The 21,303-nt window shown below is 61.9% G+C and carries 21 protein-coding genes; 14 read left to right on the top strand and 7 right to left on the bottom strand.

The genetic code is table 11. The features are described 5' to 3' along the window. The first annotated feature begins 9 nt into the window (after nt 1-9). Nucleotides 10-555: an elongation factor P hydroxylase gene (locus CBW22_RS14835; protein ID WP_021509161.1), complete on the top strand. Its 546-nt coding sequence runs from the start codon at nt 10-12 to the stop codon at nt 553-555. A gap of 33 nt (nt 556-588) precedes the next feature. Continuing rightward, nucleotides 589-870 carry a YfcL family protein gene (locus CBW22_RS14830; RefSeq protein WP_010617478.1) on the top strand — a complete coding sequence of 94 codons (282 nt, stop codon included), beginning with the start codon at nt 589-591 and terminating at the stop codon, nt 868-870. Nucleotides 871-899: 29 nt separating this feature from the next. Here the strand turns inward: CBW22_RS14830 and mnmC are convergent, their stop codons facing one another. Then, nucleotides 900-2,912 (bottom strand): bifunctional tRNA (5-methylaminomethyl-2-thiouridine)(34)-methyltransferase MnmD/FAD-dependent 5-carboxymethylaminomethyl-2-thiouridine(34) oxidoreductase MnmC, encoded by a 2,013-nt coding sequence (gene mnmC, locus CBW22_RS14825; RefSeq protein ID WP_088517067.1) that lies wholly within the window; start codon nt 2,910-2,912, stop codon nt 900-902. A 155-nt stretch (nt 2,913-3,067) separates the two neighbouring features. Here mnmC and fabB point away from each other — a divergent pair, with 155 nt between their 5' ends. Next, nucleotides 3,068-4,288, top strand: a complete 1,221-nt coding sequence (gene fabB, locus CBW22_RS14820) for a beta-ketoacyl-ACP synthase I (protein WP_021509164.1) — start codon at nt 3,068-3,070, stop codon at nt 4,286-4,288. A 62-nt stretch (nt 4,289-4,350) separates the two neighbouring features. Here the strand turns inward: fabB and pdxR are convergent, their stop codons facing one another. Further along, nucleotides 4,351-5,769 (bottom strand): MocR-like pyridoxine biosynthesis transcription factor PdxR, encoded by a 1,419-nt coding sequence (gene pdxR, locus CBW22_RS14815; RefSeq protein ID WP_088517066.1) that lies wholly within the window; start codon nt 5,767-5,769, stop codon nt 4,351-4,353. Nucleotides 5,770-5,855: 86 nt separating this feature from the next. On the opposite strand from pdxR, the gene CBW22_RS14810 reads away from it, so the two are divergent. Continuing rightward, a complete protein-coding gene (locus CBW22_RS14810; RefSeq protein ID WP_058769886.1) occupies nt 5,856-6,299 on the top strand; it encodes a rhodanese-like domain-containing protein in 444 nt (147 codons plus the stop codon). A gap of 14 nt (nt 6,300-6,313) precedes the next feature. On the opposite strand, the gene flk is transcribed toward CBW22_RS14810, so the two are convergent. The 4 genes from flk to CBW22_RS14790 all read right to left on the bottom strand — a co-directional run bounded on the left by flk (nt 6,314) and on the right by CBW22_RS14790 (nt 10,393). Then, complete coding sequence (gene flk / locus CBW22_RS14805; protein WP_021509167.1) at nt 6,314-7,345, bottom strand: flagella biosynthesis regulator Flk; 1,032 nt, start codon at nt 7,343-7,345, stop codon at nt 6,314-6,316. A 118-nt stretch (nt 7,346-7,463) separates the two neighbouring features. Further along, the gene (locus tag CBW22_RS14800) at nt 7,464-8,972 is read right to left on the bottom strand and encodes a tripartite tricarboxylate transporter permease (protein ID WP_088517065.1); all 1,509 of its coding nucleotides are present in this window, start codon (nt 8,970-8,972) and stop codon (nt 7,464-7,466) included. 12 nt (nt 8,973-8,984) lie between these two features. Continuing rightward, nucleotides 8,985-9,416 (bottom strand): tripartite tricarboxylate transporter TctB family protein, encoded by a 432-nt coding sequence (locus CBW22_RS14795; RefSeq protein ID WP_021509169.1) that lies wholly within the window; start codon nt 9,414-9,416, stop codon nt 8,985-8,987. Nucleotides 9,417-9,427: 11 nt separating this feature from the next. Continuing rightward, nucleotides 9,428-10,393: a tripartite tricarboxylate transporter substrate binding protein gene (locus CBW22_RS14790; RefSeq protein WP_241492952.1), complete on the bottom strand. Its 966-nt coding sequence runs from the start codon at nt 10,391-10,393 to the stop codon at nt 9,428-9,430. Nucleotides 10,394-10,525: 132 nt separating this feature from the next. Here CBW22_RS14790 and tctD point away from each other — a divergent pair, with 132 nt between their 5' ends. Together tctD and CBW22_RS14780 are read left to right on the top strand one after the other, a co-directional pair. Then, nucleotides 10,526-11,197 (top strand): transcriptional regulator TctD, encoded by a 672-nt coding sequence (gene tctD / locus CBW22_RS14785; RefSeq protein WP_088517064.1) that lies wholly within the window; start codon nt 10,526-10,528, stop codon nt 11,195-11,197. Further along, nucleotides 11,188-12,564: a sensor histidine kinase gene (locus CBW22_RS14780; RefSeq protein ID WP_088517063.1), complete on the top strand. Its 1,377-nt coding sequence runs from the start codon at nt 11,188-11,190 to the stop codon at nt 12,562-12,564. The genes tctD and CBW22_RS14780 overlap by 10 nt, the downstream gene beginning before the upstream one ends. Here the strand turns inward: CBW22_RS14780 and CBW22_RS14775 are convergent. Continuing rightward, on the bottom strand, nt 12,551-13,456 hold the full coding sequence (locus tag CBW22_RS14775) for a DMT family transporter (RefSeq protein WP_088517062.1): 906 nt from the start codon (nt 13,454-13,456) through the stop codon (nt 12,551-12,553). The genes CBW22_RS14780 and CBW22_RS14775 overlap by 14 nt on opposite strands. Nucleotides 13,457-13,551: 95 nt before the next feature. On the opposite strand from CBW22_RS14775, the gene CBW22_RS14770 reads away from it, so the two are divergent. The 8 genes from CBW22_RS14770 to dedD all read left to right on the top strand — a co-directional run bounded on the left by CBW22_RS14770 (nt 13,552) and on the right by dedD (nt 21,236). After that, a complete protein-coding gene (locus tag CBW22_RS14770; RefSeq protein WP_021509174.1) occupies nt 13,552-14,331 on the top strand; it encodes an AraC family transcriptional regulator in 780 nt (259 codons plus the stop codon). A gap of 57 nt (nt 14,332-14,388) precedes the next feature. Further along, complete coding sequence (gene pdxB, locus CBW22_RS14765) at nt 14,389-15,525, top strand: 4-phosphoerythronate dehydrogenase PdxB (RefSeq protein ID WP_088517061.1); 1,137 nt, start codon at nt 14,389-14,391, stop codon at nt 15,523-15,525. A gap of 77 nt (nt 15,526-15,602) precedes the next feature. Then, nucleotides 15,603-16,613 (top strand): aspartate-semialdehyde dehydrogenase, encoded by a 1,011-nt coding sequence (locus CBW22_RS14760; RefSeq protein WP_088517060.1) that lies wholly within the window; start codon nt 15,603-15,605, stop codon nt 16,611-16,613. Beyond that, entirely contained in the window at nt 16,613-17,425 is an 813-nt protein-coding gene (gene truA / locus CBW22_RS14755) for a tRNA pseudouridine(38-40) synthase TruA (RefSeq protein WP_058758421.1), read from the top strand. Before CBW22_RS14760 ends, truA begins: the two co-directional genes overlap by 1 nt. Nucleotides 17,426-17,452: 27 nt before the next feature. Continuing rightward, entirely contained in the window at nt 17,453-18,115 is a 663-nt protein-coding gene (locus CBW22_RS14750) for a DedA family protein (RefSeq protein ID WP_010617492.1), read from the top strand. Nucleotides 18,116-18,247: 132 nt separating this feature from the next. Next, nucleotides 18,248-19,156, top strand: a complete 909-nt coding sequence (accD, locus tag CBW22_RS14745; protein ID WP_021509178.1) for an acetyl-CoA carboxylase, carboxyltransferase subunit beta — start codon at nt 18,248-18,250, stop codon at nt 19,154-19,156. Between the two features lie 72 nt (nt 19,157-19,228). Beyond that, nucleotides 19,229-20,497: a bifunctional tetrahydrofolate synthase/dihydrofolate synthase gene (gene folC / locus CBW22_RS14740; protein WP_088517147.1), complete on the top strand. Its 1,269-nt coding sequence runs from the start codon at nt 19,229-19,231 to the stop codon at nt 20,495-20,497. Next, complete coding sequence (dedD, locus tag CBW22_RS14735) at nt 20,487-21,236, top strand: cell division protein DedD (protein WP_021509180.1); 750 nt, start codon at nt 20,487-20,489, stop codon at nt 21,234-21,236. Before folC ends, dedD begins: the two co-directional genes overlap by 11 nt. Nucleotides 21,237-21,303 lie beyond the last annotated feature (67 nt).

The raw sequence follows: 21,303 nt of genomic DNA, 5'->3' as shown, positions 1-21,303 counted from the left end.
TAAAATATTATGAGTAAAGAGCACCATTATCAGCAGCTGGTGGAGATTTTTGACGGCTGCTTTGCTGACGATTTTCAGACGCGTCTAATTAAAGGCGATGATGAACCTATTTATCTTCCAGCGGATGACACCTCACCGTGGCACCGCGTGGTGTTTGCCCATGGCTTTTATGCCAGCGCGCTGCACGAAATTTCGCACTGGTGCATTGCCGGTGAAGCGCGGCGCAAACTGGTAGATTTTGGTTACTGGTACTGCCCGGACGGGCGCGATGCGCAAACGCAGGGCCAGTTTGAAGCGGTGGAGATTAAGCCGCAGGCGCTGGAGTGGCTGTTCTGTGTGGCAGCCGGCTTTCCCTTCAACGTCAGCTGTGACAATCTCGACGGCGATTGTGAACCGGATCGCATCGCGTTTCAGCGCAAGGTGCATGCGCAGGTGATGCATTATCTGCAGCATGGCATTCCGGCGCGTCCGGCGCGCTTTATTGATGCGTTAGCCAGCTATTATGGTACGCCTGCACTGACGGCGGCACAGTTTCCGTGGCCGGAAGATCTGTGAGCCGCACTCCGATAAATGAAGGATGATGAGAAGATGATCGTAGAATTCGAGTCCCGCATTCTGGCGCTGATTGACGATATGGTCGAACACGCCAGCGACGACGAACTGTTTGCCAGCGGTTATCTGCGTGGCCATCTGACGCTGGCAGTAGCGGAAATTGAGCAGAGCGGCGAACACACGCCGGAAGCGCTGCAGATTCAGGTCACCAACAGCCTGCAAAACGCCATCGCCGCCGGTGAGCTGTCGCCGCGCGACCAGGCGCTGGTGGTGGGTATGTGGGATAACCTGTTTACTCAGGCGCGCCTCACTGCCTGACTGGCCGGGGCGATCGCTCGCCCCGCGCTTTAGCGTCCTGCCTTTTTCCCTTTCAGCAATTTGCGCACCCAGTAACGGTTGGGATGCAGCGCCGCCAGCGTGCTGCTGTCCAGCGGCTGCGGCTCGCCACTCATTTGTGCCGCCAGCACTTCTGCTGCCAGCGGCGCGCTGCACAGTCCGCGCGACCCCAGTGCGCCAAGCACGAACAGGCCGGGATGCACCGGCGCGTCCGCAATCTGCTCGCCGCGCGCGCGCTGCGCCGGTAAATCCGCATACTCACTGAGCGTCGCCGCGTAATCCGGCACGCTGCCGCTCATCGGCAGGTGATCGCGCGTGGCGCAGCGCACGCCGCTGCGCGCTTCATCAGCGCTGACGTCAACCTGTGTCGGCCAGCTGACCTGCGGCAGACAGTTAATCAGCCGCTGGCGATTCTCCTGCTGATCGTCGGCGCGGAAAGCGGTTGCCGTCTCACCGCGATGGTAGCTGGCACCGATGCAGTGCGTGGCAAAGTTCGGGCTGACCGGGGTGAGATAGCCGTCGTAACACAGCACGGTGCGCAGCGGGTTCAGCGCCGCGTTGGTCGGCACATGGCTGACCTGACCGGCCACCGCATACACCGGCAAATCGCGGCTTTGCCCGATCGCCTGCAGCGCATGGCCGTTGGCCAGCACCACCTGCTGATGGCTTACCGCAGGCTGTTGGGCGAACTGCAGCGTCCAGCCTGCCTGCTGGCGGACCAGCTGCGTCACGCGATGCAGCCAGTGCATGCGCAGCCCCTGAGTCTGGGCATACTCCAGCAGATTGCTGGTGAGCTGTGACGGCGACAGCCAGCCGCCCTGTGGATAGAAAATGCCGCCGCAGTCGAGATCGACGCCGGCCAGCTGCTGAGCCTGCTGCGGGCTGACGCCGTGCGCCAGCTCGTGCGGCAGATCCATGCTCAGCATCTGCGCGATCTTCTCCGCGCTTTTGGCATCCCAGCCGAGCTGCAGCACGCCGCTCCACTGATGTTCGAATATCACCGGCAGCGCATCGTACAGGCGGCGGGCAAAGCTGAATGCCGCCGGGAAAAAAGTGGCGAGCGCCGGATCGTGCTGGTTAAGCAACGGATAGAGCGCGCCCTGACGGTTACCCGATGCGCCGAGCGCCGGGGCGGCATCGGCGCAGTACAGCGTAACCTGCCAGCCACGCCGCAGCAGCGCCAGCGCCAGCACCGCGCTGGCCACGCCGCCGCCAATCAGCGCCACCTCGCGGCTGGCGGCCTGCGGACGCGCATACCACGGCTGAGCCGCTAGCTGCCCGGGGGCGCTGTCCAGCACGCCGGTCAGCATTTCACGCTTGTGGCCGAAGCCTTTGCGCTTCGCCACGCTGAAGCCGGCCTGCTGTAAGCCCCGCCGCACAAAGCCCGCCGAGGTAAAGGTGGCGAAGGTGCCGCCGGGACGCGCCAGCCGCGCCATGGCGGCGAACAGCGCCGGTGTCCACATCTCCGGGTTTTTCGCCGGCGCGAAGCCATCTAAAAACCACGCGTCAACCTGGCCGTTGAGGCTGTCATCAAAAGTATCAATCAGCGCGTTAATATCACCCAGCCACAGATCCAGCGTCACCTCGCCGCCATTGAACAGCAGGCGCTGACAGCCGGGCAGGGCCAGCGGCCACTGCTGCTGTAGCTGTCCGGCCCACGGGGCCAGTTCCGGCCAGTGCGCGTGCGCGCTCACCAGATCGGCGTGGGTCAGCGGGTATTTTTCGCAGCTGATGAAGTGCAGGCGGCGCAAGCCGGCTTGCGGATGGGCGGCGCGGAAGCGATCGAACGCCTGCCACAGGGTAAGAAAGTTGAGTCCGGTGCCAAAACCGCTCTCGGCAACGATGAACAGATCGCGCGGATGTGCGGCAAATCGCTGCGGAAGATGGTTACCGTCGAGGAACACATAGCGCGTCTCCTCCAGTCCGTTGTCGTTGGAGAAATAGACGTCGTCGAACGCTCGGGAAACAGGTGTACCCTGATCGTTCCAGTTTAATTGCGCGTGTTCAACCGGGGATAACTTCACGGGAAAGGCTCATTTTTCAGGCAGTGGCGCGATTTTAGCGAGTGGCGTCACATGACGCAAATTTACAAAAGGAAATGGCTGATCGGACTTGTTCGGCGTACAACTGTAAGCTAGAGTGCACGTCAATCCAAAAGAAGTGGAATGAGGACTATTGAATGAAACGTGCAGTGATTACTGGCCTGGGTATCGTTTCCAGTATTGGTAATAACCAGCAGGAAGTGCTGGCTTCCCTGCGTGAAGGCCGTTCCGGAATCACTTTCTCCGAAGAGATGAAAGATGCCGGCATGCGCAGCCATGTATGGGGTAACGTCAAACTGGACACTAACGGGCTCATCGATCGCAAAATCGTGCGTTTCATGAGTGATGCCTCAATCTATGCCTATCTGTCGATGGCAGAAGCAATCAAAGATTCCGGCCTGACGGATGAGCAGTACCAGAACAACCCGCGCGTCGGTCTGATTGCCGGTTCCGGTGGCGGTTCCCCGCGTTATCAGGTGTTCGGTGCCGACGCGATGCGTGGCCCGCGCGGCCTGAAAGGCGTTGGCCCGTACGTGGTGACCAAAGCGATGGCGTCCGGTGTCTCTGCCTGCCTGGCCACGCCGTTCAAAATCCACGGCGTCAACTACTCCATCAGCTCGGCGTGCGCGACGTCAGCACACTGCATCGGTAACGCGGTGGAGCAGATTCAGCTGGGCAAACAGGATGTGGTATTTGCTGGCGGCGGCGAAGAGCTGAGCTGGGAAATGGCCTGTGAGTTCGACGCCATGGGCGCGCTCTCGACTAAATACAACGAAACCCCGGAAAAAGCCTCGCGTACTTACGATGCCAGCCGTGACGGTTTCGTGATCGCCGGCGGCGGCGGTATGGTGGTGGTGGAAGAGCTGGAGCATGCACTGGCGCGTGGTGCCCACATCTACGCTGAGATCGTCGGCTACGGCGCAACCTCTGACGGCGCTGACATGGTGGCACCGTCAGGCGAAGGCGCGGTGCGTTGCATGAAGATGGCGATGCAGGGTCTGGATACGCCAATCGACTACCTCAACACCCATGGCACGTCAACGCCAGTCGGCGACGTGAAAGAGCTGGGCGCGATTCGCGAAGTGTTTGGCGACAACACGCCATACATCTCTGCGACCAAAGCCATGACCGGTCACTCGCTGGGTGCGGCAGGCGTGCAGGAAGCGATTTACACTCTGCTGATGCTGGAGCACAGCTTCATCGCGCCAAGCATTAACGTGGAACAGCTGGATGACGCAGCGAAAGGCATGAACATTGTGACGCAGCCAACCGAAAAAGCGCTGACCACGGTGATGTCCAACAGCTTCGGCTTTGGTGGCACCAACGCCACGCTGACCCTGCGTAAATACCAGGCGTAACGCTTACGCTAATGCTCAAAGGCCGGTTAATCCGGCCTTTGTTGTTTTTGTCGCTGACGAATTTACCTTGCCAGCAGCCTAACCAGCTTCGCGCAGGCGCGGTCAATTTCGCCGGGCGTCAACGCCGCAAAGCCGAGTATCCAGCCCTGCTGTGGCGATGCGCCGGCGTAAAGAGGTGACAGCGGCGGCAGCAGCAGACCGTCTGCCTGCGCCTGCTGCGTGAGCCGCGCCTCATCTCCCTGTAATAACTCAACCGTCAATTGCAACCCGCCTGTCGCCGGCAGCGGCCGCAGCCACGGCTGCAGATGCTGTTCCAGCTGCGCCAGCAGCCGATCGCGCCGGCTATGATAGAGCTGACGCATCAGCCGCAGGTGGCTGGCGAAATAGCCTTGCTGGATAAATTCGGCGGTGATCGCCTGCGGCAGCAGGGCGCTGTGGCCGTCCAGTACGCTGCGCGCGCGACCCAGCGCCGTCACCAGCGCCGCGGGCACCACCATCCACGCCAGCCGCAGCGATGGAAACAGGGTTTTGGAAAAAGTCCCCAGGCTGATAACCCGGCTATCGGCTTCCATGCCCTGCAGCGCCGGCGCCGGGCGACCGTCATAGTGAAATTCACTGTCGTAGTCATCCTCGATCAGCCAGCTGTCGTGCTGACGTGCCCACGCCAGCCACTGCAGCCGCCGCGCGAGGCTCATCGGTGTGCCGGTCGGATACTGGTGGCCGGGCGTCAGATACACCAGTTGCGCCCGGCCGCTGAGTGGCCGCGCGCCCTGATCGTCCAGCGGCATGGCGCGGCAGCGGGCACCGGCGGCGAGAAAGGCGTTCCGCGCGCCACGGTAGCCCGGCTCCTCCAGCCACACTTCATCCTCTGCATCCAGAAACATCAGCGCCAGCAGCTGCAGCGCCTGCTGTGAACTGGTGAGCATGATGACCTGCTCAGCCGTACAGCGCACGCCGCGCGACAGCGCCAGATAATCTGCCACCGCCTGGCGCAGCGGCGCATAACCGAGCGGATCGCCATAGCCCATCACCTGACTGCCCAGCGCGCGCTGTACGCTGTGGCTCAGCCGCTGCCACTGACGGTGCGGAAACGCGCGCAGTTCCGGTGATCCGGCGGCAAAGGCAAGGGGAAAAGGGGGATCCTGGCAGCCACCGGTCGCCAGCACCTGCGTGCCGCGCTGCGAAAAGCGCGGTGCGCGCTGCGCTGTCGCCTTTTCCGCCGGCGGTGGCAGGGCGATAGCGACGAAGGTGCCGCGTCCGCTGTGCCGCTGCACGTAGCCTTCGCTCTCCAGCTGGCTGTAAGCGGCTTCGACCGTCACGCGTGACAGCGCCAGATCGGCAGCCAGCTGGCGGCTGGAGGGCAGCTTCTGCCCGAAGCGCAAATGGCCGCTGATAATGGCCTGGCGCAGCGTAGCGCACAGCCGCTGACGTAAGCCGCCCTGCGTCTGATGGCGAAACAGTGGCAAAAAGGCGTGATGCATAATGGTCTTATCGTTACGGTCAAAGTGGTATCAGGATGCAGACCACTTTGCCGTACACTGCAGGGACATCACAACAGGAGAATGCCATGTCAGCCGTTTTGTTTTATCCGCCCGCCAGCCCGCAGCACAGCGTGGCTTATTTGCAGCACAAACTCAGCTATTACACCGATGCCTGGGATCTGGCGGCGGATTTGGCGCAGGGCGTCACGCAGATTGTGGTGATTGATGCCCGCAGCCGCGACGCGTATCAGGCCGGACATATCTGCGGCGCGCTGTCGTTGCCGCATCGCGAGATGGATGCGGCCAGCACCGCGCGGCTCGATCGTCACCGCGTCTACGTGACTTACTGCGACGGCATCGGCTGCAACGGTTCGACCAAAGCGGCGCTAAAGCTGGCTGAGCTGGGGTTTCAGGTTAAAGAGCTGATAGGCGGGCTGGATTTCTGGAAGCGCGACGGCCACCCGATGGCGTGGGGCGCGGCGGCAGGCGAGTGGCCCGCCGCTGCACCCGCGGCGGAGTGCGGTTGCTGAGTGCGATGGCTTAACTACAGCAGCAGCCAGAGCAAAAAGAAGAACAGCGCCAGGCCGAGCACCAGCGTCAGCGCCGGGCGCTGCGCCAGTGGACGCGGCAGAATTTCAACAAACGGTGCCCAGATTGGCTGCGGACGCAGCTCGCTGTCGGCCAGCGGCGTTTCGCTGTTGCGCTCGGCGCGGCGGCTGAACAGCAGCATCAGCAGATCCTGACTCTGCGCCGGCGTCAGCAACGTCTGCGGGGTGGCCTGGAAGCGCTGCAGGCTGTAATCCTCCAGCATGCGCTGCTCGTCGTGGCTCAGCGGCTGTTTGAGCGAGCTTTCCAGCAGCTGCAGCGTCGGTGCGCTGTGCTGGCTCAGCGTCTGGCGCACCTGCAAAAACTGCGTCAGCAGCGGGAAGTGGCGTGACGGAACCGGGTCGCCGCTCTTCAGATTGACCAGTTTCAGCGTGTCGGCCAGCACTTTTACCGGCGATTCCCCGGTCGCGGCGGCAAGGCGCGTGACCTGCTGGTTGAGCGCCTGCTGTTCGGCCGGTAACAGGGTGCGATCGGTGGTGCGCGTCTGCTGCGGCTGCGGGATAGCCATCTGACCGTTCTGTAGCATGGTCAGCACCTGACGCAGCTGATCCTGGCTCAGCGCACTCAACACCGTCTGGTTAAATTGCTGGCGGATAAAATCGCTCACCGCCTGGCGATTGTTGCCCTGCGGCAGCTTTTCCAGCAGCTGCTGCAACAGCTGACGCGTGGCGTGGCTGTTCTGCACCTGCGTCAGACGGCTGTTGAGATGCTGCTCCGCCGCCGGAAAATGGCGCGACTGCAGTTCGGCGTCATTTTTCACGCCTACTTCGTGGCGTATGCCAGCCCACAGTTCGGGCGCTTTCAGCGTGCTGAGTGACATGATACGGACGATCAGGCGTTCCAGCGTGGTGCGCTGGGCCGGGGAGAGCGGCTGGTCGCCCAGTGCCGCGCCGGGGCGGCCGGTGCCGTTAGCCGGGTTAACAGAGGAACGATCGCCCGCGGGCACACCGGGACCGCTGAGAGGTTGCATGGCGGAATCCTTGAAAACGAGTCAGATCCGGGTGCGCCGGAAAAACGATGGCACATGATAGCAAAAGCCCCCGGGAAATCCACGGGGGCGGCAGGGAGAAAAACAATAAGACACGGATTTATTCGGCGGCGGCCAGCTTCATGCGCTTGCGACGCCAGCGCTTCCACAGCAGCGGCACCACCAGCACGGCGACAGCCAGCACCAGCAGCACTTTACAGATCAGGCTTTCCCACAGAATTGGCAGGTTGCCGTTGCTGATTGACAGCGCGCGACGCAGGTTCTGTTCCAGCATTTCGCCCAGCACAAAGCCGAGAATCAGCGGCGACATCGGGAAATCCATCTTACGCAGGATATAGCCGAAAATGCCCAGCCCGACCATCAGCAGCAGGTCAAAGGTGGTGCTGTGCACCGCATACACGCCCACCGCCGAAATCGCGGCAATTGCCGGTACCAGGAACCACAGCGGAATGGTCAGCATGCGCGCAAAGATGTTGATCATCGGGATGTTCATGATCAGCAGCATCACGTTACCGATCAGCAGCGCGGCGATCAGCCCCCAGACGATGTCCGGCTGCTCGGTAAACATCGCCGGACCGGGCGTGATGTTATACAGCGTCAGCGCGCCGACCATCACCGCCGTGGTGCCGGAGCCGGGAATGCCCAGCGTCAGCATCGGGATAAACGATCCGCAGGCTGAGGCGTTGTTCGCCGCTTCCGGCGCTGCCACGCCGCGAATGTCACCCTTGCCAAACTGATCGCTGCCGCTGATTTTCTTCTCACTCATATAGGCAATGGCGCTGGCGATGGTGGCGCCGGCCCCTGGCAGCACGCCGACAAAGAAGCCAATGAATGAGGCGCGCAGCGTTGCGCCGGTGGCCTGTGCCGCCTCTTTCATATTGAACAGCATGCGGCCGCTGGCGCGCACCATCTTCTGGCCGCTGCTGGTGGACTCCAGCATCAGCAGAATTTCGCTCACCGAGAACAGACCGATGACCACCACCACAAACTGGATGCCGTCTGAGAGATGCACGCTGTCAAAGGTAAAGCGATAAACGCCGGTATTCGCATCGACGCCCACCGTCGCCATGCCGAGGCCGATCAGTGCAGCAAGAAACGACTTCAGCGGGTTGTGGCTCATCATGCTGCCGAGACAGGCAATGGCGAACACCATCAGCGCGAAATACTCTGCCGGACCAAACGCCAGCGACCAGTTGGCGAGGATTGGCGCAAACAGAATGATGCCGATGATGGCAATGGTCGAGCCGATAAACGAGCTGACCGCCGAAATCGACAGCGCCACGCCGGCTTTGCCCTGCTGCGCCATCGGATAGCCATCCAGCGCCGTCATGATCGCCCCGGCATCCCCCGGCACGTTGAGCAGAATCGACGAGATGCGCCCGCCATATTCGCAGCCGATATACACCGTTGCCAGCAGGATCAGCGCGGATTCCGCCGGTAAGTGCAGCGCAAACGCCAGCGGCATCAGAATTGCGACGCCGTTAATCGGCCCCAGCCCCGGCAGCAGGCCGACGATGGTGCCGATAAAGCAGCCTATTAGGGCAATCATCAGGTTTTCCGGCGTCATGGCGACGGCGAAGCCCTGTATCAGAAAAGACCAGGTATCCATAAGTGACTCCCGTTAGCTCAGCCAGCTGCCGAAGGGCAGGGTGACATCCAGCAGATGATCGAAGGCGTAGAACAGTGAAATGCCCATTACCGCGCCGGAGAGCGCCGCCGCCCACCAGCGCGCACCAAACAGCATGCCGATGCCAAAGGTCAGCAGCGTGGTACACAGGGCAAAACCAAGACGCTCAAACAGCCAGCCGTAGACGATTAGCATCACGCACAGCGCCAGCAGCTTTTTCAGCGTTGAGGCCACCGGCCACTGCACGCTGTCCGGCTTGCGCAGCAGCATCATCACTGCGCAGATCGCCATCAGCCCGAGCAGTAGCAGCGGGAAAGGGCGCGGGCCAACCGGCTCGTAGCTGTACTCGCTCTGAATCTGCCAGCCGATAAACAGTCCGGCCAGGCACAGCACCAGCCAGACGGCAGCAAAAATACGATCGCTCATGTGCGCCTCCGTTATTTCGCCAGGCCGAAGGATTTCGCCTGTTCGCGATAGTCAGCCACCTGTTTTTTCACGTAGGCGTCCAGCTCGCTCCCGAACAGGTTGAACTCAAACAGGCCGCGCAGATCGCGCTGCTGCTGAAACTCTTTGGTGGTGACCAGTTTTTTAAACGCCTGTTCCCACCACTGATAATCGGCGTCGCTGACTTTAGGGCCGAGGTAATAGCCGCGAATGATCGGCCACTCGACGTTAAAGCCCTGCTCTTTGGCGGTCGGGATGTCAGCCAGTTCGCCCGGCAAACGTTTATCGCTCATCACGGCCAGCACGCGCATCTTGCCGCTTTGCAGATGAGGCACCATTTCGCTCATGTCGCCTGACACCACCTGGATGTGATTGCCAAGCAGCGCGGTGACCGGTTCGCCGCCGCCTTCGAACGCCACATAGCGCATTTTGCGCGGATCGATACCGGCTTCCCGCGCCAGCAGCGCCGTTTTCATCCAGTCCTGGCTGCCGATGGAGGCGCCGGCACCGACCACCACTTTGGTCGGATCGTTCTTCATCGCCGCCAGTAACTCGCCCAGCGTTTTCCACGGTGCATCGGCACGCACCGCCACCATGCCGTAGTCGGTGCCGACGGCCGCCAGCCACTTCACATCATCCACCGAGTAACGGCCAAACTTGCCCTGCGACAGGTTCAGCAGCGACCCGCCGGAGAAGGCCACCAGCGTGCCTGCTTCGGCGGGCCGCTGCGCAATGATGGCGTTATAGGCCACGGCACCGACGCCACCGGGCATGTAGGTTACGCGCATCGGCGTGGTGATCTGCCCGGTTTCCTGCAAGGAAACCTGGATCAGTTTACAGGTCAGATCAAAACCGCCGCCGGGTTTGGCCGGGGCGATACATTCGGTTCGCTCGGGTGCTGCGGCCTGAGCCGCCGCGAGGGAAAAAGCCAGCAGGGTTGTGGCAAAGGCGGTGCGCATTGTTTTTTTCATCTGTCGCTCCATTGTTTCTTCCAGAGTGTGATTGCCACCGAACATTCGGGGTTGCTGAATTGTTAAAGCAGCAACCTTTCATTTACCTTTCAGCCATCGGCAAAACTAACAGGATGTGATATGCGTCTCTTACTGGTGGAAGATACCGTGGAGCTGGCCAACTGGCTGCGGAAAGCGCTGACGCAAAAAGGCTTCGCCGTGGACTGGGTGGCCGACGGGGTGGCGGCGGACCATGTGCTGCAAAGCGAAGACTATGCGCTGGTGGTGCTGGACGTGTCGCTGCCGCGGCTCGATGGCCTGGCGGTGCTGGCGCGCCTGCGCCGGCGTGGGCAACACGTGCCGGTGCTGCTGCTGACCGCACAGAGCGCGCTGCAGCAGCGCGTGCAGGGACTGAATGCCGGCGCCGATGATTACCTCACTAAACCGTTTGAGCTGGACGAGCTGGACGCGCGGCTGCGCGCGCTGCTGCGCCGCAGCCAGGGCCAGGCAACGCAGACGCAAAGCCTTGGCCAGCTGGAGCGCGATGCGGAAGGCTATTTCCTGCTGAATCACAAACCGCTGCCGCTGACGCCGCGCGAGGCCAGCGTGCTGTCGACGCTGATGCAGCGCCCGGGTCGGCCGGTGTCGCGCCAGCATCTGTACGAGCAGACCTTCACGCTGGCGGATGAGGCCAGCCCGGAGAGCATTGAGCTGTATGTGCATCGGGTACGCAAAAAGCTGGCGGGTAGTGACGTGGCAATCGTTACGCTGCGCGGGCTCGGTTACAGCCTCGAGGTTCAGCCGTGCGACTGATTCACTCGCTGCGCGGCGAATTGCTGGCATGGCTGGGGGTGCCGCTGCTGCTGCTGTGGGGATTATCGGTCTACACCCACTATCAGAGCGCGCTGCAGGCGGCAAATCAGGCCTATGATCGCTCGCTGCTGGCCTCGGCGCGCACCGTGGCCGAGCGGCTGGTGGTACGTCATCAGCGGCTGGAGGTGGATGTGCCGTGGGTGGTGCTGGACAGCTTTGAGCGCAACATGAACGATCAGCTGTTCTACCAGGTGATTTCGCCTGAAGGGCACACGCTGTCCGGCTACCCTGATTTACCGCTGGTGCCGGGCAACGCGCCGCTGTCCGATGTCTATCCGGCGCTGGTGCATTTCTACGATGCGCACTACCGCAAGCAGCCGATTCGCGTGGCCGCGCTGTGGCAGCCGGTGAATGAGCAGGGCGTGCAGGGCATGGCGCTGGTACTGGTGGCGGAAACGCTCAATTCACGTCACGCCTTTGCCGACAGTCTGCTGCGCACCGCGCTGATCAGCCAGAGTTTTCTGGTGCTGATCACGCTGCTGCTGGCCGGGCTGCTGCTGCGGAAAGTGCTGCGCCCGCTGCGCCGGCTGTCGCGCATGATGCTGCGCCGCGCGCCGGGCGAACTAACGCCGCTGCCGTCGCTGCTGCCGTGGTCAGAACTGCAGCCGCTGATCGTCGCCTTCAACCGCCATCTGGAGCGGCTGCGCGGACTGCTGGCAAGGCAGGAGCGCTTTAGCGCCGATGTGTCGCACCAGCTGCGCACGCCGCTCACCATCCTGAAAACCCAGGTGGGCGTCGCGCTCAGCAGCGACGATCCGCAGCAGTGGCGCGAAAGCCTGCAGGGCATGCGCCACACGCTGGACGACACCGTTCAGCTCACCGATCGCCTGCTGCAGCTGGCGCAAATCAAGGCGCGTCACGGCGAAGACAAGCCTTTCAGTGAGGTCAATCTCAGCGACATCGTGCAGCAGGCCTGTTTTAGCGGTTATGCGGCGGCGCGGCGTAAACAGATCGACCTGGGGTTTGAAGAGCAGGCGGCGAGCCAGGTGCAGGGCGATGCGCTGTTGCTGGCCGAGCTGTGCGCCAATCTGCTGGACAACGCTATCAAATACACACCACACGGCGGCACGGTGACCGCGCGGCTGCGGCAAAAGGTGCTGGAGATTGAAGACAGCGGGCCGGGCATCGCGGCGGATCAGCAGCGGCAGGCGCTGCAGCCGTTTGGCCGGCTCGATCACGCCAGCCAGCCCGGGGCGGGCATTGGACTGGCGCTGGTGCAGGATATCTGCGCCTGGCACGGCGCGCAGCTGCAGCTGGACCGCAGCCCGCAGCTGGGCGGCCTGCGGGTGACGGTTAGCTTTCGCTGATCGGTGGAGTCATCGCGCGCGCTTTACGCAGCGGGGTTTTCAGCCGCTGCGCCAGGATCACCCCGACCAGCGTCAGACCGCCGCCAATCCAGTGATAAGCATGCAACTGTTCGTGCAGGAACAGCACGGCAATGAGGGCGGTAAACACCGGCACCACGTTCATGAAAATACTGGTGGTGCTGGCGCCGAGGCGCTGCACGCCAAGGATCCACAGGAACGGCGCCACAATCGAGGCAAACAGCCCGGCGAACAGTACCAGCGGAATATTGTCGGCGTTCAGCGCCACCTCCGGCGCGTGCCAGAAGCCGGGCAGCAGCAACAGCACGCCGAAGAAGATTTGCACGTACAGGCTTTGCCACGTCGGCAGCGGAATCGCCCAACGCTTCGTCAGTACGCCGTACAGCGCGTAGGAAGTTGAGGCCGCCAGCATCATCAGCTCGCCGTTACCGAGGCGCTGGCTGAGCAGCTGCGCCGGGTTGCCGGCGCTCACCAGCCACACCAGCCCGGCAAACGACAGCAGGCCGCCAATCAGAATGCCGCGCGTCGGCGCAAGGCGCAGTACCACCAGGCTGAGCAGGATGGTCAGCAGCGGAATGGTGGCGCCAAGAATCCCCATCATCACCGCCGAAACGCTGTGTGCCGCATAATAGGCGAGGCTCTGGTACAGCACCATGCCGAGCAGGCCCAGCACCAGTAAGCGCCACAGCTGGGTTTTGATGGTGTGACGATGGCGCCATACGCCCGGCAGGCAGAACGGCGTGAGTACCAGCAGCGCCAGCAACCAGCGGTAAAAAGAGATGGCAGCAGGATCGATGCTGCCGGCAGACAGCTTGCTGACGATGGTGTTGATCGACCAGATCAGCACCGCCACCAGCGGTAACAATAAGTTCATAGTACGGCTCCAAATGTAAATCGCGACTAGCTTACGTTTGACCGGTTTAAAGCAGATAGTTAAAATCGGACAAAATTCGTTAGTGACCGGACAGAATGAATCTTCAGGTTGAGTATCAGCCACCGCGCGACGCGCCGCTGCTGCGTTTTTTCATGCGCTATGAGCAAACCAACGCCAAAACCGAATACCTGCCGCACCAGCACGACTGGGGCCAGGCGATATTTGTCACCAGCCACGTGCTGGAGATGGAAGTGGAGGGCGAGCGGCTGCTGACGCCAGCCGAAATGCCGATCTGGATCCCGCCGGGCCAGCGCCACAGCAGCTACAACCACTGTCAGGCGCAGTTTCGCACCTTCAACCTTGCCGCGGATTTATGCGCCGGCATGCCGGAGAAAGCCTGCCTGCTGAGCGTGGACGCCATCGTGCACGCCATCATGAATGATTTTGCCCGCCGCGCGCTGGAGCAGCCGCAGAGCGACGCCGACTGGCGGCTGTGCGAAGTGCTGATTGATCGGCTGCGTCTTGCACCGGTGAACACCAGCTATCTGCCGATGTCCGACGATAAATTCCTCGCACCGATTTTGCGCGCGCTGGAAGAGAACCCGGGTGATAACACCACGCTGGCACAATGGGCGAAGCGCGTGTTTACCACTGAGCGTACGCTGGCGCGGCGCTGTCAGCAGCAGCTGCAGATGTCATTCAGCGAGTGGCGCCAGCGTTTACGCTTTTTGCGCGCGATTGCGCTGCTGGAGCAGGGCTGCAGCGTGCAGGGCATCGCCCACGAGCTGGGTTACAGCTCCGCCTCCGCGCTGATCGTGATGTTTCAGCAGCAGGCGGGCACCACGCCGGATCGCTATCGCAGTCGGTTAGGTTAATCCCCGGCTTTGTGCCATGATATGCCCCGTTTATTTCAAGCAGACAGGACCGCCGCCGTGAAAATTCTCGTCGATGAAAATATGCCCTACGCCCGTGAACTGTTCAGCCGCACCGGAGAGGTGGTGGCGGTGCCGGGCCGCCCGCTGCCGGCAGCCGAACTGCAGGATGCCAGCGCGCTGATGGTGCGCTCCGTCACCAAAGTGGATGCCGCACTGCTGGCCGGCACGCCGGTGAAGTTTGTCGGCACCGCCACTGCCGGCACCGATCATGTCGATGATGCCTCGCTGGCGGCGGCCGGTATCGGCTTCTCGGCCGCGCCGGGCTGTAACGCGATTGCGGTGGTGGAATATGTCTTCTCCGCGCTGCTGCTGCTGGCCGAACGCGACGGCTTTGATCTGCGCGATCGCACCGTGGGCATCGTCGGCGTCGGTAACGTGGGCGGACGGCTGGCTAAACGCCTCGCCGCGTGGGGAGTAAAAACCCTGCTGTGCGATCCGCCGCGCGCCGATCGCGGCGATGACGAAGATTTCCACTCGCTCGACGCGCTGGTGGCGCAGGCCGATATCCTGACCTTTCACACGCCGCTGTTTAAAGATGGGCGCTATAAAAGCTGGCATCTGGCAGATGCCGCACTGCTGATGGCGCTGCGCCCCAACACCATTCTGATCAATGCCTGCCGGGGTCCGGTGGTGGATAACGCTGCGCTGCTGGAGGTGCTCCGGCTGCGTAACGATCTCAGCGTGGTGCTGGACGTGTGGGAACCGGAGCCGGATCTCAACCTCGATCTGCTGGACAAGGTCGATATCGCCACCGCGCATATCGCCGGTTATACCCTTGAAGGGAAAGCGCGCGGCACCACCCAGGTGTTTGAGGCGTGGAGCGAATTTATTGGTCAGCCGCAGCAGGTGGCGCTGGACACGCTGCTGCCGCGCCCCGAGTTTGGCACCCTTACGCTGCACGGCAAGCTCGATCAGCCGACGCTGAAACGACTGGTGCATCTGGTGTATGATGTGCGCCGCGACGATGCGCCGCTGCGCAAAGTGGCCGCGCAGCCGGGCGAATTTGATCGCCTGCGCAAGCAGTATGTCGAGCGCCGCGAGTGGTCTTCGCTGCAGGTGATCTGTGATGAGGCGGAGAGCGCGGCGCTGCTCAATCAGCTTGGCTTCAGCGCCACGCTGCGGGCGAATCACTAATCTCTGATTTTTCTGAATTAATGGGCGATGCATGTCATCGCCTCTCTTTTTTATGTCATTGTCTGGAGTAAACCAACATGTCTGACGGCTGGAATATTGCGCTACTGGGCGCGACAGGCGCAGTAGGGAACGCTGTACTGGAACTGCTGGCGGAACGCCAGTTCCCGGTTGGTGAGTTATATCTGCTGGCGAGTGAAAACAGCGCCGGAGAGAGCGTGCGTTTTGATGGCCGCTCGCTGCGCGTGCAGGATGCGGCGGAATTTGACTGGTCGCAGGCGCAGCTGGCGTTCTTTACCGCCGGTCGCGAGGCGTCGGCGCGTTATGCCGAAGACGCCGCCAGCCAGGGTTGCCTGGTAATCGACAGCAGCGACCTGTTCGCGCTGGAGCCGGACGTGCCGCTGGTGGTGCCGGATGTCAATCCACAGGTGCTGGCGGATTACCGCAATCGCAACATCATTACCGTGGCCGATGCGCTGGTGAGCCAGCTGTTAAGCGCCATCAAACCGCTGGTGGATACCGCTGGTTTAGGCCGTCTGCAGGTGACCAACCTGGTGTCGGTCTCCAGCCACGGCAAAGCGGCGGTAGACGGCCTGGCCGGTGAGAGCGCGCGGCTGCTGAACGGCGTACCGGCCGATGAGCACTATTTTGGCCGCCAGCTGGCGTTCAACCTGCTGCCGCAGCAGGCGGACAGTGCCGGCAGCGTGGCGAGCGAGCGCCGGCTGGTCGATCAGGTGCGTAAAGTGCTGCAGGATGAAGGATTACCGATTGCGGTAAGCAGCGTGCAGGCGCCGGTGTTCTACGGCAACGCGCAGATCGTCTATATCGAAAACCTGCGGCCGCTGTCGGCGGAGGAAGCGCGTGACGAACTGGCGCGCGCCGACGATATCAGCCTGAGCGACGACGGTGATTACCCGACGCCGGTTAGCGACGCCTCCGGCAGCGAAACACTGAGCATCGGCAGCGTGCGCAACGACTACGGCATCCCGGAGCTGCTGCAGTTCTGGTCGGTGGCCGACAACATCCGCTTCGGCGGCGCGCTGATGGCGGTGAAAACTGCAGAGAAGCTGGTGCAGGAGTATCTGTATTAATGCTGGAAGACGCGACCCCGTTTAAGCTGGCGCTCGGCATTGAGTATGACGGCAGCCGTTACTACGGCTGGCAGCGCCAGAATGAAGTACGCAGCGTGCAGGAAAAGCTGGAAAAAGCACTGGCGAAAGTGGCCAATCACCCGGTGAACGTGTTTTGCGCCGGACGCACCGACGCGGGCGTGCACGGCACCGGCCAGGTGGTGCATTTTGAGACCACCTCCTCGCGTGCCGACAGCGCCTGGACGCTGGGCGTGAACGCCAACCTGCCGGACGATATTGCGGTGCGCTGGGTGAAAGCGGTGCCGGAAAGCTTTCACGCGCGCTTCAGCGCTACCGCGCGCCGTTATCGCTACGTGATTTACAACCAGCGGCTGCGCCCGGCGATTCTCGGTAACGGCATTACCCATTTTTACCATCCGCTGGATGCGGAAAAGATGCACCGCGCCGCCCAGGCTTTACTGGGTGAGAACGATTTTACCTCGTTCCGTGCGGTGCAGTGCCAGTCGCGCACGCCGTGGCGCAACGTGATGCATCTCAATGTCACGCGCCTGGGGCCGTACGTGATTGTGGATATCAAAGCCAACGCCTTCGTGCATCATATGGTGCGCAATATCGTCGGCAGTCTGCTGGAGATTGGCTGCGGCAATCAGCCGGAAACGTGGATGGCCACGCTGCTGGCGGCAAAAGATCGCACGCTGGCGGCGGCAACGGCGAAAGCCGAAGGGCTGTATCTGGTGGCGGTGGATTACCCTGCTCAGTTTGCGTTACCTCAGCCTGCGCTGGGACCGTTGTTCCTCGCGGATTCATTTTAATCGGAAAGTGTCAGGGAGTTAGCTGTTATGGAGTTTATCCACTTTATCGTCGATTTCATTCTGCACATTGACGTGCATCTGGCCGAGCTGGTGGCGCAGTACGGCATCTGGATTTACGCCATTTTGTTCCTGATTCTGTTCTGTGAAACCGGGCTGGTGGTTACGCCGTTCCTGCCGGGTGATTCGCTGCTGTTCGTCGCCGGTGCGCTGGCGGCGCTGCCGGGCAACGACCTCAACGTGCACCTGATGGTGACGCTGCTGGTGATTGCCGCGATCCTCGGCGACGCGGTTAACTACACCATTGGCCGGCTGTTTGGCGAGAAGCTGTTCAGTAACCCTAACTCGAAAATTTTCCGCCGCAGCTACCTCGACAAAACCCACGCGTTTTACGATCGCCACGGCGGCAAAACCATTATACTTGCGCGCTTTGTGCCAATCGTGCGAACCTTTGCCCCCTTTGTGGCGGGAATGGGACACATGTCTTATCGCCACTTCGCGCTCTTTAACGTGACAGGCGCGCTGCTGTGGGTCCTGCTATTCTCCTATGCCGGTTACCTGTTTGGTGACCTGCCAGTGGTGCAGGAAAACCTTAAGTTGCTGATTGTCGGCATCATCATTGTCTCGGTACTGCCAGGCGTGATTGAAGTGTGGCGTCACCGCCGCCAGGCGCGTCAGCACAAGTCGCAGTAAGCCTGTTACCAGATTTTTATCCACAGCGTGAACGGGTTGTGGTTTAATGAGCGACATTTACGGCCTGCTGAAGGTGATTTCAGCAGTAACGACAAGACTGGACCAGGTCAGCATTAAACAGAAAGGTCATCAATGAGCTGGATTGAACGCATACTGAATAAAAGCACTACCACGCCTTCGCGCAAAGCCAGCATCCCGGAAGGGGTGTGGACCAAATGCGATAGCTGTGGTCAGGTGCTGTACCGCGCCGAGCTGGAGCGCAACCTTGAAGTCTGCCCGAAGTGCGACCACCACATGCGTATGCACGCGCGCGAGCGTCTGCATAGCCTGATGGATGAAGGTTCGATGACAGAGCTGGGTAGCGAGCTGGAACCGAAAGACCTGCTCAAGTTCCGCGACTCGAAGAAGTACAAAGATCGTCTGGTTGCGGCACAGAAAGAGACCGGCGAGAAAGATGCGCTGGTGGTAATGAAAGGCCAGCTGCACGGTATGCCGGTGGTGGCTGCCGCGTTTGAGTTCTCCTTTATGGGCGGCTCAATGGGCTCGGTGGTCGGCGCCCGTTTCGTGCGTGCGGTTGAGCAGGCGCTGGAAGACAACTGCCCGCTGATCTGCTTCTCCGCCTCTGGCGGTGCGCGTATGCAGGAAGCGCTGCAGTCGCTGATGCAGATGGCGAAAACCAGTGCGGCGCTGGCAAAAATGCAGGAGCGCGGTCTGCCGTATATTTCGGTACTGACCGACCCGACCATGGGTGGCGTCTCCGCCAGCTTCGCGATGCTGGGCGATTTGAACGTCGCAGAGCCAAAAGCGCTGATCGGCTTTGCCGGCCCACGCGTAATTGAACAGACGGTACGTGAAAAGCTGCCGCCGGGCTTCCAGCGCAGTGAGTTCCTGATCGAAAAAGGCGCGATCGACATGATCATCCGTCGTCCGGAAATGCGCTTTAAGCTGGCCAGCCTGCTGGCGAAAATGATGAACCTGCCGGCACCGCTGCAGGATGGTGATCGCCCGACTGCGGCTGAGCCGGAGAGCAACGAAGCCTGACAGGCAACCGAAAGGCGCAGAGTGATGCGCCTTTTTATTCATGCACCACATCGTAAAGAGCTAACAGGGCACATGGACACTCTTCACCTCCCGCAAGCCACGTCGCCTCTGGCCACGTGGCTTCATTATCTTGAGCATCTGCATTCTCAGGCTATCGATCTGGGCCTGGACCGTATTCAGCGCGTCGCCGCACGCCTCGACCTGCTAAAACCCGCTCCGTTTGTCTTCACCGTCGCCGGCACCAACGGCAAAGGCACCACCTGCCGTACGCTGGAAACCCTGCTGATGGCCGCAGGCTATCGCGTTGGCGTCTACAGCTCGCCGCATCTGGTGCGTTACACCGAACGCGTGCGCGTGCAGGGCGCTGAGCTGGATGAAGCCCGGCACAGCGCCAGCTTTGCCGCCATTGAGGCCGGACGCGGCGATATTTCGCTCACCTACTTTGAGTTTGGCACGCTGTCCGCGCTCAATCTGTTCCGTGAAGCGCAGCTGGATGTCGTGATTCTGGAAGTGGGGCTGGGCGGCCGGCTGGATGCGACGAACATTGTCGACGCCGACGTGGCGGTAATCACCAGCATTGCGCTGGACCACACCGACTGGCTGGGGCCGGATCGCGCCAGCATCGGCCGCGAGAAGGCCGGCGTATTCCGCGGCGGTAAACCGGCGGTGGTCGGCGAGGCTGATATGCCCGCCACCATTGCCCAGGTGGCCGCAGAGAAGGGTGCGCAGCTGTTACAAATTAACCGCGACTGGCAGTGGCAGCGCGAGGGCGACAGCTGGACGTTGCAGGATGCCCAGGGTGAACTGCGCGATCTGCCGCTGCCCCAGGTGCCGCTCCCCAATGCGGCCACCGCCATTGCGGCGCTGCGCGCTTCCGGCCTGACGGTGAGCGAGGCGCTGATTCGTCAGCATCTGCCGCTGGCGATTCTGCCGGGACGTTTCCAGACGGTCAGCACCGCGCCGCGCGTGATCCTTGATGTGGCACACAATCCGCATGCGGCTTATTATCTGGCTTCACGTCTCACGGAGCTGCCGGCACACGGCACGGTGCATGCGGTGGTTGGCATGTTGCACGACAAGGATATCGCCGGGACGCTGGCCGCGCTGGCGCCGCAGGTCAACCGCTGGTACTGCGCGCCGCTCGACGGCCCGCGCGGCGCGTCCGCTGATGAGCTGATGGCGCATCTGCAGGGCGGCAGCGCCTGGCAGAGCGTAGAAACCGCGTGGCAGGCGGCGCGGCAGCAGGCTCAGCCCGACGATGTGATTCTGGTGTGCGGCTCGTTCCACACCGTGGCGCAGGTAATGCAATCGATGGCAGCGGAGAACGGCAGTGGCAAGTAAGTTTCAGAATCGTTTAGTGGGTACGGTGATTCTGGTGGCGATTGGCGTCATCGTGTTGCCGGGTCTGCTGGATGGTAAGAAAAAGCATTATAAAGAGGAGTTCGCGGCGATTCCGCTGGTGCCAAAGCCTGACGATCAGCAGGACAGCGAAATGGTGCCGCCGGTGACGCAGCCGCTGCCGTCGCAGCCGCCGGAAGGTGCGAGCGCGGCGCAGCAGGCGCCCGCCAGCAGCGCAACGCAAAACAGTGCCGCCAGCGGCAGCACGCAGCCAGCACAAAACAGCCAGCCCAGCGTCGTAACGCCGCCGCCGGTGCACCAGCAGCAGAAACCGGCAGAGCAGGTGAAGCCGAAGCCGGTCGAGCAGCCGAAGCCTAAACCGGTGGAGCAGCCGAAACCGAAGCCGGCAGAACAACCGAAAGCGACAGAACAGCCAAAAACTTCAGAGCAGCCCAAAGCGGCGGAAACGCCGAAGCAGAGCGAACCGGCCGCGCCAGCAGGGCAGGCGTATGTGGTGCAGCTTGGTGCCCTGAAGAACGCCGCCAAAGTGAATGAGATCGTGGCGCAGCTGCGGCTCTCCGGCTATCGCGCCTTTACCGTGCCGTCGACGCCGGTGCAGGGGCAGATCACCCGCATTTACGTCGGGCCGGATGCGTCCAAAGCGAAACTGCAGGGCGCACTCGGTGAGCTGAAAGGCATCTCCGGCCTCGGCGGTGTTGTGAAGCCGTACAGCACACGCTGATCAACTGATAAGCCGCGCCGATAGCAGAAACAGGCGCGGCTTTTGGCGTGTTTTTTAGCGAAGCGTT

It is taken from the genome of Pantoea sp. VS1, from assembly GCF_002207995.1.
Taxonomy (GTDB): Bacteria; Pseudomonadota; Gammaproteobacteria; order Enterobacterales; family Enterobacteriaceae; genus Pantoea; species Pantoea dispersa.
The sequence above is the reverse complement of the archived record's forward strand: the minus strand, read 5'-3'. Positions and strand labels throughout refer to the sequence as shown.

Coding starts and splice junctions, on each gene's coding strand:
- CBW22_RS14775 (WP_088517062.1), bottom strand. CDS start 13,456: ATGAACTTATTGTTACCGCTGGTGGCGGTGCTGATCTGGTCGATCAAC.
- accD (WP_021509178.1), top strand. CDS start 18,248: ATGAGCTGGATTGAACGCATACTGAATAAAAGCACTACCACGCCTTCG.
- pdxR (WP_088517066.1), bottom strand. CDS start 5,769: ATGCATCACGCCTTTTTGCCACTGTTTCGCCATCAGACGCAGGGCGGC.
- CBW22_RS14760 (WP_088517060.1), top strand. CDS start 15,603: ATGTCTGACGGCTGGAATATTGCGCTACTGGGCGCGACAGGCGCAGTA.
- CBW22_RS14790 (WP_241492952.1), bottom strand. CDS start 10,393: ATGCGCACCGCCTTTGCCACAACCCTGCTGGCTTTTTCCCTCGCGGCG.
- CBW22_RS14810 (WP_058769886.1), top strand. CDS start 5,856: ATGTCAGCCGTTTTGTTTTATCCGCCCGCCAGCCCGCAGCACAGCGTG.
- fabB (WP_021509164.1), top strand. CDS start 3,068: ATGAAACGTGCAGTGATTACTGGCCTGGGTATCGTTTCCAGTATTGGT.
- truA (WP_058758421.1), top strand. CDS start 16,613: ATGCTGGAAGACGCGACCCCGTTTAAGCTGGCGCTCGGCATTGAGTAT.
- folC (WP_088517147.1), top strand. CDS start 19,229: ATGGACACTCTTCACCTCCCGCAAGCCACGTCGCCTCTGGCCACGTGG.
- CBW22_RS14830 (WP_010617478.1), top strand. CDS start 589: ATGATCGTAGAATTCGAGTCCCGCATTCTGGCGCTGATTGACGATATG.
- flk (WP_021509167.1), bottom strand. CDS start 7,345: ATGCAACCTCTCAGCGGTCCCGGTGTGCCCGCGGGCGATCGTTCCTCT.
- CBW22_RS14800 (WP_088517065.1), bottom strand. CDS start 8,972: ATGGATACCTGGTCTTTTCTGATACAGGGCTTCGCCGTCGCCATGACG.
- CBW22_RS14770 (WP_021509174.1), top strand. CDS start 13,552: ATGAATCTTCAGGTTGAGTATCAGCCACCGCGCGACGCGCCGCTGCTG.
- CBW22_RS14835 (WP_021509161.1), top strand. CDS start 10: ATGAGTAAAGAGCACCATTATCAGCAGCTGGTGGAGATTTTTGACGGC.
- CBW22_RS14795 (WP_021509169.1), bottom strand. CDS start 9,416: ATGAGCGATCGTATTTTTGCTGCCGTCTGGCTGGTGCTGTGCCTGGCC.
- tctD (WP_088517064.1), top strand. CDS start 10,526: ATGCGTCTCTTACTGGTGGAAGATACCGTGGAGCTGGCCAACTGGCTG.
- CBW22_RS14750 (WP_010617492.1), top strand. CDS start 17,453: ATGGAGTTTATCCACTTTATCGTCGATTTCATTCTGCACATTGACGTG.